The sequence below is a fragment of the Oscillatoria sp. CS-180 genome (assembly GCF_028330965.1).
Classification (GTDB): domain Bacteria; phylum Cyanobacteriota; class Cyanobacteriia; order Phormidesmidales; family Phormidesmidaceae; genus Halomicronema.
Genome location: NZ_JAQMUB010000047.1, coordinates 22,665 through 36,229 on the forward strand (window position 1 = coordinate 22,665; position 13,565 = coordinate 36,229).

Annotated in this window: 14 protein-coding genes; 6 read left to right on the plus strand and 8 right to left on the minus strand. The window is 47.9% G+C overall.

What is annotated here, in order from left to right:
* Window positions 1–8 precede the first annotated feature (8 nt).
* Window positions 9–827, plus strand: a complete 819-nt coding sequence (larE, locus tag PN498_RS12000; protein ID WP_272063017.1) for an ATP-dependent sacrificial sulfur transferase LarE — start codon at window positions 9–11, stop codon at window positions 825–827.
* A 182-nt stretch (window positions 828–1,009) separates the two neighbouring features.
* On the opposite strand, the gene PN498_RS12005 is transcribed toward larE, so the two are convergent.
* Complete coding sequence (locus PN498_RS12005) at window positions 1,010–1,738, minus strand: M23 family metallopeptidase (protein ID WP_272063018.1); 729 nt, start codon at window positions 1,736–1,738, stop codon at window positions 1,010–1,012.
* A gap of 56 nt (window positions 1,739–1,794) precedes the next feature.
* Window positions 1,795–3,243 carry an FAD-binding domain-containing protein gene (locus tag PN498_RS12010; protein WP_272063019.1) on the minus strand — a complete coding sequence of 483 codons (1,449 nt, stop codon included), beginning with the start codon at window positions 3,241–3,243 and terminating at the stop codon, window positions 1,795–1,797.
* Between the two features lie 235 nt (window positions 3,244–3,478).
* On the opposite strand from PN498_RS12010, the gene PN498_RS12015 reads away from it, so the two are divergent.
* On the plus strand, window positions 3,479–3,664 hold the full coding sequence (locus PN498_RS12015) for a DUF4278 domain-containing protein (RefSeq protein WP_272063020.1): 186 nt from the start codon (window positions 3,479–3,481) through the stop codon (window positions 3,662–3,664).
* Window positions 3,665–3,715: 51 nt separating this feature from the next.
* On the opposite strand, the gene PN498_RS12020 is transcribed toward PN498_RS12015, so the two are convergent.
* On the minus strand, window positions 3,716–4,651 hold the full coding sequence (locus tag PN498_RS12020; protein ID WP_272063030.1) for an NAD-dependent epimerase/dehydratase family protein: 936 nt from the start codon (window positions 4,649–4,651) through the stop codon (window positions 3,716–3,718).
* Window positions 4,652–5,034: 383 nt separating this feature from the next.
* Between PN498_RS12020 and PN498_RS28495 the strand changes: the two genes are divergently transcribed.
* The 3 genes from PN498_RS28495 to psb34 all read left to right on the plus strand — a co-directional run bounded on the left by PN498_RS28495 (window position 5,035) and on the right by psb34 (window position 8,844).
* Window positions 5,035–6,195 carry a pentapeptide repeat-containing protein gene (locus tag PN498_RS28495; RefSeq protein ID WP_334312247.1) on the plus strand — a complete coding sequence of 387 codons (1,161 nt, stop codon included), beginning with the start codon at window positions 5,035–5,037 and terminating at the stop codon, window positions 6,193–6,195.
* Window positions 6,196–6,401: 206 nt separating this feature from the next.
* A complete protein-coding gene (locus tag PN498_RS12035) occupies window positions 6,402–8,549 on the plus strand; it encodes a S9 family peptidase (RefSeq protein WP_272063021.1) in 2,148 nt (715 codons plus the stop codon).
* A 124-nt stretch (window positions 8,550–8,673) separates the two neighbouring features.
* Window positions 8,674–8,844: a photosystem II assembly protein Psb34 gene (gene psb34, locus PN498_RS12040; RefSeq protein ID WP_272063022.1), complete on the plus strand. Its 171-nt coding sequence runs from the start codon at window positions 8,674–8,676 to the stop codon at window positions 8,842–8,844.
* A 348-nt stretch (window positions 8,845–9,192) separates the two neighbouring features.
* Here psb34 and PN498_RS12045 read toward each other — a convergent pair whose 3' ends face one another.
* Complete coding sequence (locus PN498_RS12045) at window positions 9,193–9,594, minus strand: hypothetical protein (RefSeq protein ID WP_272063024.1); 402 nt, start codon at window positions 9,592–9,594, stop codon at window positions 9,193–9,195.
* Window positions 9,591–10,691 carry a ParM/StbA family protein gene (locus PN498_RS12050; RefSeq protein ID WP_272063025.1) on the minus strand — a complete coding sequence of 367 codons (1,101 nt, stop codon included), beginning with the start codon at window positions 10,689–10,691 and terminating at the stop codon, window positions 9,591–9,593. The genes PN498_RS12045 and PN498_RS12050 overlap by 4 nt, the downstream gene beginning before the upstream one ends.
* 367 nt (window positions 10,692–11,058) lie before the next feature.
* Here PN498_RS12050 and ybaK point away from each other — a divergent pair, with 367 nt between their 5' ends.
* A complete protein-coding gene (gene ybaK, locus PN498_RS12055; RefSeq protein ID WP_272063026.1) occupies window positions 11,059–11,526 on the plus strand; it encodes a Cys-tRNA(Pro) deacylase in 468 nt (155 codons plus the stop codon).
* On the opposite strand, the gene coaE is transcribed toward ybaK, so the two are convergent.
* The 3 genes from coaE to PN498_RS12070 form a co-directional block, all read right to left on the minus strand.
* The gene (gene coaE, locus PN498_RS12060) at window positions 11,519–12,109 is read right to left on the minus strand and encodes a dephospho-CoA kinase (protein ID WP_272063027.1); all 591 of its coding nucleotides are present in this window, start codon (window positions 12,107–12,109) and stop codon (window positions 11,519–11,521) included. The two genes, ybaK and coaE, sit on opposite strands and share 8 nt — an antisense overlap.
* Complete coding sequence (locus PN498_RS12065) at window positions 12,085–12,891, minus strand: uroporphyrinogen-III synthase (RefSeq protein ID WP_272063028.1); 807 nt, start codon at window positions 12,889–12,891, stop codon at window positions 12,085–12,087. The genes coaE and PN498_RS12065 overlap by 25 nt, the downstream gene beginning before the upstream one ends.
* A 435-nt stretch (window positions 12,892–13,326) precedes the next feature.
* Window positions 13,327–13,565: hypothetical protein (locus PN498_RS12070; RefSeq protein WP_272063029.1), on the minus strand; the 239-nt coding region annotated here is incomplete at its 5' end.

Consider the following 13,565-nt stretch of genomic DNA (forward strand, 5'->3'; position numbering starts at 1 on the left):
TGGGGTTTATGAATAAATTAGAGAATCTGAGAAACCTATTCAAAGAAATGGACTGCGCCCTTGTGGCCTACTCTGGCGGAATTGACAGTACTTTAGTTGCCAAAGTTGCTTACGACGTACTAAGCGATCGCGCTTTGGCAGTCACTGCCGATTCCCCTTCCCTCATGTCAGATGATCTAGAGGACGCCAAAATTCAGGCTGCCGAGATTGGCATTCGCCACGAGATTGTCAAGACTTATGAGATGGAAAACCTCAATTACACTAGCAATCCAGCAAACCGCTGCTATTTCTGCAAAAGTGAGCTACACGATACCCTGAAGCCATTAGCCCTAGAACGCGGCTACCCTTATGTCGTTGATGGCGTAAACGCCGACGATTTGCACGACTATCGTCCCGGCATCCAAGCAGCTAAAGAGCGGGGAGCACGATCGCCTCTGGCAGAGGCCAACATCACCAAGCTAGAAGTTCGAGAAATATCGCGATCGCTCGGACTCCCCTGGTGGGATAAACCCTCTCAGCCCTGCCTCAGTTCCCGCTTTCCCTATGGCGAATCCATCACACAGGAAAAACTTCAGCGAGTAGCGCGATGTGAACGCTATCTGCGACGGCTTGGTCTGCGAAACCTCCGTGTCCGTTCTGCTGGAGAAACAGCCCGTATCGAACTGCCTGCCGCTGAAATCAAAGCCTTCATTCAATCCACTGATCTGCCAACTTTAGTTGCTGCCTTTCAAGACTATGGCTTCACCTATGTCACCCTCGATCTGGAAGGCTATCGCAGCGGCAAACTCAACCAAGATTTGCAAAAACGAGACCTAATCAAGCAGTAGGCAACAGAAAGCGCATCTTCTAGCGAATTTTTGATCTAGTCCCCAAACCTCACGGCTATAGCCGTTGTCAGTTCCGTTAGGACAAGACGGCTATAACAGGGAGTAGGCAGCACGCAACAGAGTCTGGTTATTTCACTTGCACACCGCTATAAGGCTCACGATTCAGGGTTAACTTCGGAAAATCATTCTTTCATTGCTTTCAGCACTAGAGCCGGATCAATCCACTTGCCACGATACTTCATGCCCCAATGGAGATGAGGTCCAGTCGTACGTCCAGTCATGCCAATACGCCCGATACGCTGACCGCTCCTAACCGTGTCACCTTGACGAATTTGAATGCCGCCGCTGTGGTCGACCATCCAGCGATCGCCGTCTGCCTCTACGACAACGTGCCCCTGCAGGTGGCAGTAAATATGTAACCAGCCATCTGATTCCACGACAACGCTGGTGCCACAGGCGGTGTCGTCAGTGACTTCTACAACCTCCCCTTCCCACCAAGCTCGAATGTAGCTACCCATCGGCGCAGCAATATCAAGGCCATAGTGAAAACTACGCCCCCCAAAAGGATGATCACGATAGCCAAAGGGCGAAGTATAGGCTACGAAATCCTCAACAGGAAAGGATGCAGCCTTCCAAGGAGACTGCAACGCTAGCGCTTGAGCCTCTTGAGCCTCCACCAGAGGCGGCTGATGAATCAGCTCCGAGACACCCCAGATCAGCATGCCTAATAGCGCCAGACCAACAATGCTGATTCGTAGTGAGCGCGTCGGCGATCGCTGCCAGAAATTGGCAGCTTTGCTCTCTGGGGAACAGCTGTGAGAAGAGTGATCAGAGAAATGCTGAGAATACAGATTGAATCGTTTTCGCTCTCTCCGACGACGAAGACGACCATAAGATGGCAAGGAACTCATAGCGAAACGGGCAAGAGCTTTAGTTCTTTTGTACTATACCTCAAATTAAGGATCGATCAACCTTCCGTAGCCGCCTTTTGAGCCTTATATTTCTCTTTAAAAAGAGCCTGCCGCTCTTTGTGATTCACGATGGGATGGGGATACTGGGCGCAATCGCATTCATCGTCTGGGATCTTGCCCGTTACCAACTCGCCCGTGTCCAAATGACGAATTTCAGGCACCCACTGACGAATATATTCAGCATCCCGATCGAACTTTTGAGCTTGACTAGCGGGGTTGAAGATTCGTAAGGGTTTTGGATCCATGCCGCTGGAGGCGCTCCATTGCCAACCGCCGTTGTTCGCTGACAAATCTCCATCAAACAGCTTTTGCATGAAGTATTTCTCACCCCAACGCCAGTCGATAATGAGGTCTTTTGTGAGAAAGCTAGCGACAATCATGCGGCAGCGGTTGTGCATCCAGCCAATTTCGTTTAACTGTCGCATCGCGGCATCAACAATGGGATAACCTGTACGGCCTTCACACCAAGCCTGAAACTGCTCCTCATTGTTAATCCAAGGAAAATCCTTTAAGTGCTCTCGATACGGACCCTCAGCCAGTTCAGGAAAGTAATACATGACGTGCTGATAAAACTCTCGCCACGCTAGCTCTTGCTGCCAGGTCTGGACATTCTTGCGCGTTTCGTCACTCCGACAGCGACTATAAGCCACCTCGGCGGCTTCCCATACCGTTCGAATTCCTATCGAGCCAAATTTCAGAGCTGCGCTCAGTTGAGAGGTGCCATCCACATAGGGAAAATTCCGCTGGTCCCCATAAGCTGCAACATAGCGATCATCATCACAGAACTCATCCAGACGCTTGTGTGCAGCCCACTCTCCAGGCTCCAAAAGGAGAGGGGTATCCCAAGCAAAACCCAAATCTTGAGCTGAAGGTAAGGCAATCGCGCCTGCTTTTTCGGCCTGCTCCTTCAAATCTGACGATAGTCCCTCTGCGGCTTCAAATGTCTTCACAGGAGAATCTTTAGACTGACCGCGCCAATTTTTCCAGAACGGGCTGTAGACCGTGTAAGGGGTATCGCTGCCAGTCAGCACTGAGCCAGGGGCCTGTAACAGCTGGTCCCAAAATGTGGTCTTAATTTCAATGCTCACCTCTTTGAGCGCTGCCGCCACCTGAGTATCGCGATCGCGAGAATACGGCTCAACACCCCGATTCCAATAGACCGCTGTAGCATTGATTGCTTGTGCTAGGGCTGGAATCCCTTGAGTCGGCTCCGCTTTGAGAACAAGCAGTTCGCTTCCGGCTTCGGCATAGCGTCTTTGCAATTCTTCCAAACAGCCAATCATATAAGTCACCCGAGCTGGGGCGACATCGTCTTGATTAAGAATATTAGGGTCGAGGCAAAAAAGACCAGTGACCTGAGGTGATCGCGACCGGGCAGCAGCAAGGCCAAGATTATCGCTAATTCGTAGATCCCGCCGATGCCAAAACAAAATGCGGTCGGTCACGTCTCCCCCTTTAAATCCCTAATTCCTTCTGCCGTTCTTCAGTATAGTCAGGTCTTTTCCAAGGCTGTTGAGCGATCGCGACCTAACCAACATATGTCTCAGAACATTGCGAATCAATGGTCAACATCCCCAAAAAGTCACTTGACCCATACAATAAAAAATGAAACTGTAGTCAAAGATACGGTTTACATCAAATAATGTTTTGATTTCCTGACTTTACTTGGAGATGCATCCCATGAAACTCTCTTATCGTGGTCACGCTTACGAAGCTCATTTGCTTCCCGTTGAGGAACAGGAAGTTGAGGAAATCGGCACTTATCGTGGTGCTCGGTTAACTCGCAAAAAGTTCCGCATTCCGCATTCGGAGCACGGCAAGGTTGAATTGACTTACCGAGGCGCTAAATACTCTCACGACATCTAAAAGGAGTCATCATTTAGCGCTCGAAGGCTGTCTTAGACAAGGTTTTAGCACCTAGCTGTTACCAAGGATCTGCTCGTCAAGAGAAAAATCAACCTCAGTTTTGTCTCGGCCAGAGGCTAGAAAGTCATTTTGGAAAGAGTCTTTCAAGCCGCTAATCAAGTCAAACTGAGGTTTCCAATTCAGCTCGGCTTTTGCTTTTTCGATGGAGGTGAAGAAATGCTGCACGCGCATTGGAAATGCTTTTTTCTTGCCAAAATCAAACGCTTTCGGTTCGTAGTGGACCAGTTCTGTGTCGGCAGGGTCTTTGCCCGCAGCAACACAGCAGGCTCTAGCTAAACCGTCGAAACTCACGGCTTTCTCCCCAGAGATGTTGTAAATCTGACCAATGGCGCTCTTGTTCCCTAGAACTGCCGCCATTGCTCTTGCTAAATCGGCCACATGTCCCATTTGCGTTAATGCCATGCCGTTTCCTGGAATAGGCATGGGGCGATCGCGTACGATGCGATCAAAGAACCACGCTTCCACATCGTTATAGTTTTGCGGTCCATAAATGTAAACGGGACGAACGGATGTGAACGGAACATTCTGAGCTACTAGATAATCTTCAGTGGCAAATTTGCCCTTGTGACGGCTTTTGGGATCAACAGCATCTCCTTCAAGATGGGGCATCTCATCAGACTTTAGATACACTCCGGCGGAACTAACATAGACAAAATGCTGAAGTTTGCCGTCAAAAAGGTCAATTAAAGGTTGTGTGTCGCTTAATTCACGACCGTTGTTGTCGAAAACAGCGTCGAAGGACTCACCAGACAGTTTTTCCTTAAGAGCTGCTGCATCTTTGCGATCGCCTTGAATCACCTTTGCCTGCGGCACTGGAGAAGGCTTATTGCCTCGGTTAAACAAGACGACTTCGTGTCCCTGTTCAACTAAAAGTCTCGTCAGGTACACCCCAATAAATCGGGTTCCCCCCATCACCAAAATTCGCATCATGACCTCCAACCGCGATCGCACATTCCACCACAGCATACGTTCCAACTGAGCTGTCCAGTGCTCTAACGCCGAACATTTGGCCTTCCTGGAGCCTAGCTAGATTCAACACCGCTGTAGGTATCTTAGGATGCTGTAGTCTCCCTAATGGAAAGAATTAAGCCGGTCCTGGGATGCAAATGTTAAATCCTTTTAATAAACTCTTTGACGAATGCTTAAGTGAATGGGCAAAAAGTGGCGTATCTTCGTTCATACGCTTAGTCTGAAGCCACTGACTGTCTGACGCGATATTTCAATCCCACTAGAATAAATAAACTGTAATTTTCAAGACTGTCTGTATAGCTGTACGGTAGTCGCAGTATGCACATCATCGGCGAAGCTTAATGCAAGAGCTAGAAAACGCCTATCGAATACTAGATTTAGAGCCTGGTGCTTCTATGGAAGAGGTCAACCAGGCTTATAAGGATCTGGTGTTTATCTGGCATCCTGATCGCCTTCCCAAAGACAATCTTCGTCTTATTGAAAAAGCCCAAGAAAAAATCAAGCAGCTGAATCAGGCTAGAGATTATCTGCGAAACAATGCGCGTGCTGAGCCGGCAACCTCAGAGAGCGGCAACGGTTATCGTTCACGGACTCGGCCCTACACCCGCACTTATTCCAACCCGTCCTATCGGCAGCGTTCAACCTACGGTCAAACAGCTAATCGCAGCACAGACTCTTCCCAACGCCAAACTTACGAAAATCCCTATCGAGCCTATCAGTCTCGTTATGCTCAGTCTGCTGATAATCGCTATCGAGCCTACCGCAGCGCAGACAGCAGCTATCGCTCCCGTGATCCAGAATCCAATGCCAATGGTCATACAGCCAACGGAGAAAACGACTCCCATCCTCGCTCTCATCACGGCAACGGGGGTGTCAGTGGTTCTGGTCGATCTGCTTACACCGGTAACAACAGCTATTCTCGTTCCAACACGAATGATGGTTGGAATAATTACACCACAGCGAGCCCCAGTGGCTCCGGAAATGCAAGCTACAATCGCTCCGAAACTGGCCCCAGCTACACCGTTAATACTGATCGCACTTATCAAAATCCTGATCACACCTACCAGCCCCCTCCTAACCGCGTCTCCAGCAACACAAATAGCCAACCTAGCAGTTCATCCCGTACACGTCAGCAAAACTCGGACCTAAGCGGGACCGACCTTCGAGGGGCTAACTTGAAAGAAAAAGACTTTTCAGGTCGGAATTTAAGCAGTGCTAATCTCAGCGGTGCAGACTTGCAGGATGCCTTTCTACATGGCGTTAATCTCAACCGTGCCGACCTTTCAAATGCAAACCTATTTCGAGCCAATCTTCTACAGGCTAACCTCAGTCACGCAAATCTCAGGGGGGCAAACTTGATCGGGGCTGACCTCAGTGGGGCTGACCTCAGTGGGGCTGACCTCAGTGGAGCCAAAGTGGCCGTTGGAGATCGCGTGATGGTCAAACTCACCAGCACTATTCTGCGCGGAACGATCATGCCCGATGGGACGATTAACGCCTGAGGGACACCCGTCAAAGGAATATAAGAATAGGGCGGATAACCGAGAAAATGCCCCTTTCAAAGCCCTTTTGCTCTCAATTCCATCAAACTCTTTCACAAAAGATATATGATAAAGCTCCCCAATTTTGAAAAAATCGGATAAAACGGGGGAAGTTGGCATCTAACGACTTTTGGCGCTTTTAGCGCTTTCCCCTTAGCCGCGATCGCATGACAAATTTTTCTTGCTCATTTCCACCGCCTCTGGGCTTACGTCCCCTCAAATTTGCCCTTGGATGTCTGACCAGTCTTCTGATTACCAGCCTGCCTGTAGGGGCAGAAATCATCAATGTTGGTTATGGAGCGGGGGAGTTACCAACGCTGTCAGAAGATGAGCTGACACTATTGGACACGCTTCAGTCTGTGAGATTGCCTATCATCCTGAGTGAAATAAGTCCTGATCAGTCCACCATGGTCATCGCTACCCTTGATCGCCTAAGTCAGACGGACTGGCAAGTCAAATTTCTTGATTTAGAAACAGGGGAAGTTATTGACTCAATCGCGCTTGATTATGAGGTCTATAGTCCTATCCTGCCAATTCAGTGGGTTGACAATCAAACCATTCGTTTCGTTCAAGAGGGGCTTTTTGGCCCTTGGGAAGTTGTCTCACTGAACCGCAACACGGGCATCGTATCTCGCACAACGGTCTATCCCACAGAGGATGAAGCTGGAGAAATTCTAGGCGCAGCTCCAGACTTTTCTCGCTTTGCATTGCGAGTGTACGAAGAAGAAGAGGATGTCATCTATTTAGTGTCGCTGCGATCGCTGGACCGAATTGAGGTCGCTAGATTGCCTTCAGAACTAGCCATCCAGCCTCCAGTTTGGTCTGACAGTGGTCAACAGGTTGTATTTGTCACCTCTTCTATCGAGGAGCGTAATCTGTACGAGCGGACACCGTATAGTCCTAATCTGTCCGATCCGGTCAATCAAGATGCTTTGGGCAGGACCCCTCCCGAAGACAATTTATTCTTACAGCAAAACACTGTCAAAGTTTACGATTTAACTCGTTTAGAGCCTTTGATGGTGGAAATCAACGCCACCGACGATAAGCAGCATTTGTTAGCAGGGGCAAGCATTAGTCCAGAGGGCGATCGTGTCTTGGTGAAGTATTTAGAACCAGGGCAACTAGAAGGCCGAGAACATCCAACCTATCTCTATCCTCAACGGTCTTACTATCAGGTACTGGATTTGGAAGGAAATCTCATCGACACCATTGATGATGTTATTCTCGATGGTCCCCTTGAGAATTCTGCTGAATTCGTTGATGAAGATACCCTCATCTTCAATGCAACCGTAGGCACTAACCGCCATTTCTATGTCTACGAAATTGGCTCTGGCATTCTCACTCCGTTGCCTATGCCAGAGGGGAGTGCTGGATTGCAGTCCTGGCACGTTTCTCAAGATGGTGAAACACTAATTTACGCTTTTTCCTCGGTTACCCAACCCCCAGAGCTATTTTCGGTTCCTACAGATGGCAGTGAATCACCTACTCAGATCACAAGCATCAATGCTGAAGTAGCAACAGCCAATAATGTCCAGAGCCATCCCGTCAGCTTCGAAACCAGTAACGGCCTACGCGAAGGATTTTTGATTCAACCTGCTGGAGCAGCATTCCCTCCCACTGAAGCTCCCATCGTGTTTTGGCAGCAGGGTGGTCCTGGCTTCTCAATGGTCAACGAGTTTGCCGTTGAAGTCGAAATGCCTTTCAATCTATTGCCGAACTTTGGCATATCAGTTTTGTCAGTGCCCTTAGCAGGCAGAGAAGGATTTGGAACTAGCGTTTATCAGCTGCAGGCAGAAGGCAACAACTTTGGGCAAGTAGATATTATTGAGGGCGTTGAAATAGCATCACAGTTGGTAGGCGAAGGCTGGGCTAGGTCAGACCAATTGGGTGTTACCGGGTGTTCTTATGGAGGCTATTACGCCGCTCAAGCAATTACCCGATTCCCAGACGTGTTTGCTGCCGCTAATCCTCAGTGCTCGCTATTAGACGCCTTTACAGAATGGCAGTTGGGATATTCCTCCCTACTGTCTTACCTAACTGGGCTGACACCAATGGAGAATCCTGAGGTTTATCGATACATTTCACCACTTTATGGGGCAGGAGATGTCGAGGCCGCGACCATGATTTTCCACGGTTCAGGAGACTTTCTGCAAGTCGACATGGCCCGCAATTTTCACGATGTCATCGAGGAAAATGAAGTACCTGTAACGATGTATGAGTTCGAGGGGGTGGGTCACAGTATTTTTGACCTTGAACTACAGCGCAGTGCAGCACAGCTTCAAGTCGACTTCTTTCGAGACTATCTAGAGGAGTAGCACTCTTCCTTGTCACCTCCATCGAAAGTTCGAAAAAATCTAAAAACATTAAGAAGTGTGTAGACTTATCTCGAAAGTCTGTTAATGTGGACTTAACGCAAACATTTCGAAAGGGAAGTTTACTATGCGCTATACCGTTGAAGATGGTGGTCGGCTAAACAACTTTGCAGTGGAGCCTAAGATGTACGAAGCTGAGCCTCCGACCGCTACCGATAAGCGCAACTACATCATTTTAGGAGTCATGGCAGCAGCCCTGGTTGCAGGTGTATTCTCTATCGCATTTGTAGTCTCATAGTAGCTTGCTAAAAATTGAATACCTTTAAACAGCTTCAGCTTATCGCTGTGGCTGTTTTGCGTATGAGCGCACAACTGTCTATAGTCTGTTCTGTCGTCACTTCTAGAATATGGCTTTAATTATCTAAGCTTGTGCATTCAATAGCATTTGGGTGGAAGGCAGAGCTAAACGGCATCTTGAACAGCTAAATCCTCTCACCTATGCGGTTCAAAGAACAGCAGCTGAATTTAAGCCGGTGCTGAACAGACTGAACCCCAACGTTGATAAATGTTGCTGGGCTCCTTATCATCCAACCAAACCAACTTATTCGGAGGAAACAAACCTGAACTTTGGGCAACTGATAGAACTCTAAAAATCGTCTAGGTCAGCTGGGTTGATAGCCTCTCGCATTGCTTCAATTGACACTTCAGGTGGCGGTGGCGTAGAAGCAGCCGCTCCATTTGAGGTAAAGTTTGGTACAGCCGCAGGGCGATAACCTGACGCCTCTGTATTTAGATAGCGCTGCCGAATTTGAAAAATGCGAAACTGTAGCTCTTCGATCGCACTTTGAGCGATCGCTTTCAATTCCTCATCACTGACTTCGCCTTCTAATGCCCATGGCAAATAGAAAGCCTTTAACGCCCGTAACATCACCTCGCGACTCGGGGTAATCGGATCTTTCTTCACATGGGCAAGCAGCTTGGCTTCCAGAGAATTAGGAGCGGCCTCCACCTTCAACGACACCCGACGGGCGCTTTTCGAAGATGTCATGATACAGCCTCCAAGGGGCGGCCAAATTTAATAGCTAGCCATTTAGAGCCACCATAGCAGTCTGCAAAGCGAATCTGGTCAGCTGGATTCACAACATTCAAAACCGTACAGACTTCTCGTTGAATCTCCGGCAGCCAGTTGACTGTTCCTCCCGGTAAGGAATTCAGCAGTTTATCCAAACGGGTCTTCAGAAGCGTGTGCGCCGTACCACCCCCAACTAGAATTTCGTAGCTGGGAATATCAAGATAGGCAAATTTTTCACTCAAGTGGTGCTTAACTTGTTCCCAATAAAAATCTTCAGAGCGGCGAACGCGATCATTCAAATCAAAAACTCTCCCAGGTTGATCAGGGAATGAAACCGTTTCGCGTCCTTGCAAAAGTGCTTCAAATAGATAGGGATTTTCAGGTTTACAAATGCCCTGTGAAACCGAATGCAAGAATTCCAAATACCCCATTCGTGCCGTTCCACTAGGTTCGCCAGTCGGCGGCTTACCCTGACGGAAGATCAAAAATGTCAAATCGCGATGACCGACAATAACAACAACATACGATTTATTGGCAGGCTGTCCTTGTTGCAAAGCTTGCATCTTGCGCCACTGAACCAATCCAGCTCCCTCAGGCAAAACTTTGAGATGATTAATTGCTAGGTTAATCGTCTGCCCCCGATAGACGAAAGAACTGATAGCTTTTAGTTGTTCACTGATCTCATGCTGTTCGGAAATGTACTCATCAAAGGGCAAGGCAATACCAATGTCGATATTGAGATCATAGGTTCGATTCTGATGGGCCAATTCACCTATTGCGCCTAGCACCCGTAATTTGGCTAAGACACTCTTCCGCAGCATTTCGGTGCTCTTGTTTGGGCGGCCTTCAGCATCCTCGCCTAAAGCAAAAGCCTGCTCTCCCAACTGTAAATACGCACCAGATTCAATTCCCGTACCCAACTGGTCAGCTTGATCTTTAAGAATCGTCAGCTCTGAGGGCGGTAAATCAGCTACTTTCGAAGGACAAAGATAGCTTGCGAAGCTTACTCCATCATTAAAGGCAGCCTTGGTCGCACTCATGCCCAAGTCAACGAACGCCTGAAATCGACTCATGGGAAGTCTCCCATCTGATTGATTATAGTTAGTTTGAACTATATCACGATTACATCACTTTCTGTAATGAAATGCAGACTTGGACAATCAGGAGACGTCTTGCAGCGGAATGGGAAAAGGTGGTAGAGACCTGCCCTATTGTTCGCCAAATCAAAAACCTCAAAACGTCCTTCAGCCGCCTTATACATACATACGTAACACTTTTGGGATAAAAGTTAGGAAGATAGCCTCGAAACCTACGGAGTCAGTCACTAAGCACTTCTCATCTGTTACGCTCATCAGTGAAGCATTGCACTACCTGTCTTAAGTGCTTTAAAGGCAGCCGATTGCAAGACCTAAACCCCTTTCTGAATCAATTCGTGTTCTCATGAAAACGAATGCAGCCAGAATTCTTGAACAGCAGAGTATTCCCTATGAATTGCTATTCTACGAAGTCGATCCGAATGATTTGGCAGCGGAACGGGCTGCAGATAAGTTAGGTCTGCCTCACGAGCAAGTATTCAAGACGCTTGTGGCAAGAGGCGATCGCTCCGGTGTCTGTTTGGCAGTGATACCGGCCAACGCTAAACTCAACCTCAAAGCTCTTGCCAAAATGTCAGACAATAAAAAAGTTGAAACCGTTCCCCTCAAAGAAGTGCAGGGACTAACTGGCTACATTCGGGGTGGTGTCACTGCCCTGGGCTGCAAAAAATCCTATCCGGTATTCCTAGATATCTCCGCTACCCAGTTTGATAAAATCGCAGTCTCAGCAGGTAAACGGGGACAAATGCTGCTAGTTTCGCCAACCACTTACCAAATCGCTGTGCAGGGAACCATTGGGGCGATCGCTAATTAACAGCCAATGCATGATTAACCTGTTGGTACAAGTTTTCCAGGGTCAATGTATTATCCAAAACGACATCTGCTAGCTCTATTTTCTGCTGTAGGGGCCACTGATTAGCAATACGGGCTGTCGCTGCCGGCAGCGATAAATGATCTCTGGCTATCAGTCGCGCTCGCTGCACTTCCTCAGAACAGGCCACTACCCAAATCTCAGTCACTTGATCCGTCAAATCTGCCTCGAACAAAAGTGGAATTGACTGTACGACAACAGGAAGCATCGCGACCTTTCTCATCTCCTCTATAAATTGCTGTCGCACAAATGGATGAATTTGTTGTTCTACCCAAAGCTTTTCCGCAGCATCGTTAAAGATAATCTGACCAAGCTGCGAGCGATTGAGCGTGTTGTCATCATTCAGGATGGATTGGCTATAGCGTTCAGCGATCGCTGTCAAAATTTTGCTTCCAGGTGCCACTGCCTGTCGTGCATAGGCATCGGCATCTAAAATAGGCAAACCATAGCGTGCTTCTAAATAACGGGAAACAGTTGATTTGCCAGTAGCGATGCCCCCCGTTAATCCGATGATGCGCTGACCCATTGTGCAATCGCTCTTGTTAGGCCATCCAAAGTGTATTCGTCAGCTTCAATATCTACTCGCCCAATCAGTTCCACACAAGTTTCTGACGTTCTAGGACCGATAGAAGCAACAGCAACGGTTTTCAAATAATCTGCCCATATACTCCCCAAACCCTGTTCTAACAATTGACAAGTGTGGCGCACTGTTTTAGAACTAGCAAACGTAATAATATCAATTTGATGAGATTGGAGAGCTAAGATTGCTGTTGGGTCTGGAGCCTGGGGACAACCTGTGTCATACGCTGGAACCTCTGTTACTTCTGCTCCTGCCACAGTCATCTCTCGCACCAAAATATCCCGCCCCCCATTCTCTACTCTAGGAAACAGCAATTTCAAACCAGCTAACGATCCTGGAAAATCAGCAACCAAAGAATCTGCCACAAAACTGGGTGGGATAAAATTCGGTGTTAACCCACGTTGTTTTAAAACTTTTGCCGTTTTTTTACCTACAACGGCAAGTTTCAACGTCTTCAAATCTGCCAAATCCCCAGCAATTGCTTTCAATCTATCCAAGAAAAAATGGACTGCGTTAGCTGAGGTCAAAATTAACCAGTCATAATTAGCCAATTGAGCGATCGCTGCATCCAAAGCTTCCCAACTAGACGGCGCACAAATTTCCAGGGCAGGCATCTCGATAACGCTCCAACCTTCAGCTTCTAACAACCTTGTGAACTCACTATTCTGGCCGGCAGAACGGGTTATCAAGATGCTTCTAGAGCAGGAAAGTGAGTGCGATCGATTCATTGAACATCCTTACTATCGCCCAAATTACTAGCCGCTCTAAAGACACCAGCTAGCCCGTTTTCAACAACCATCAAACCGAAACAAATTCATTTCGCTGATACTTATGCTCTTTTTTGTCTTTAGGACTTGACCTTTTGCTTAGCTACCCATTCTGAATGTCTTTGAATATTGGGGTCCGCTTTGATTTGCTCAAAAGTACAGAGGTGCTTTGCTAACGCCATTTCACCGTAGTGACTATGAATACCATCATGGCACAGGCGACAGATCCAGATACCTTCATTAAGTTCTGCTTTTGAATAGGTTTTCTTATATCGAGTTCTTCGGTGCAGCTTTTTAGGAATCAAATGATGAAACGCTAGCATTAACCAGCGTTTGCACAAAGGGCACTCGCCTGTTTGACGTTTTGCCACAACATAAAGCCTATGACCTACATTATTATTCTAAGAAAATGAAATCCATTCCTGTAGCCACGCTCAAATGCTTTTGTCGTTCAGGAAGGTCGAAGTATTTGAGCCAGACAGGTCGGTAGAGTAGGGGGAGATAGGCCAGAGGAAAATAGAGTAACAGCGCTGCCTCTGATAGTAGAGACAACGCTGTGGGTGGAGTATAAACCTGGCACCGAGCTATTTTGCCGTGGGGTGGCCCCCAAAGTATCTTCGCCGCAGGCCCGTTTC

Bases quoted from the DNA above. Each gene is read 5' to 3' on its own strand.
- larE (WP_272063017.1), top strand. From the start codon at position 9: ATGAATAAATTAGAGAATCTGAGAAACCTATTCAAAGAAATGGACTGC.
- PN498_RS12005 (WP_272063018.1), bottom strand. From the start codon at position 1,738: ATGAGTTCCTTGCCATCTTATGGTCGTCTTCGTCGTCGGAGAGAGCGA.
- PN498_RS12015 (WP_272063020.1), top strand. From the start codon at position 3,479: ATGAAACTCTCTTATCGTGGTCACGCTTACGAAGCTCATTTGCTTCCC.
- PN498_RS12020 (WP_272063030.1), bottom strand. From the start codon at position 4,651: ATGCGAATTTTGGTGATGGGGGGAACCCGATTTATTGGGGTGTACCTG.
- PN498_RS28495 (WP_334312247.1), top strand. From the start codon at position 5,035: ATGCAAGAGCTAGAAAACGCCTATCGAATACTAGATTTAGAGCCTGGT.
- PN498_RS12035 (WP_272063021.1), top strand. From the start codon at position 6,402: ATGACAAATTTTTCTTGCTCATTTCCACCGCCTCTGGGCTTACGTCCC.
- psb34 (WP_272063022.1), top strand. From the start codon at position 8,674: ATGCGCTATACCGTTGAAGATGGTGGTCGGCTAAACAACTTTGCAGTG.
- PN498_RS12045 (WP_272063024.1), bottom strand. From the start codon at position 9,594: ATGACATCTTCGAAAAGCGCCCGTCGGGTGTCGTTGAAGGTGGAGGCC.
- PN498_RS12050 (WP_272063025.1), bottom strand. From the start codon at position 10,691: ATGAGTCGATTTCAGGCGTTCGTTGACTTGGGCATGAGTGCGACCAAG.
- ybaK (WP_272063026.1), top strand. From the start codon at position 11,059: ATGAAAACGAATGCAGCCAGAATTCTTGAACAGCAGAGTATTCCCTAT.
- coaE (WP_272063027.1), bottom strand. From the start codon at position 12,109: ATGGGTCAGCGCATCATCGGATTAACGGGGGGCATCGCTACTGGCAAA.
- PN498_RS12065 (WP_272063028.1), bottom strand. From the start codon at position 12,891: ATGAATCGATCGCACTCACTTTCCTGCTCTAGAAGCATCTTGATAACC.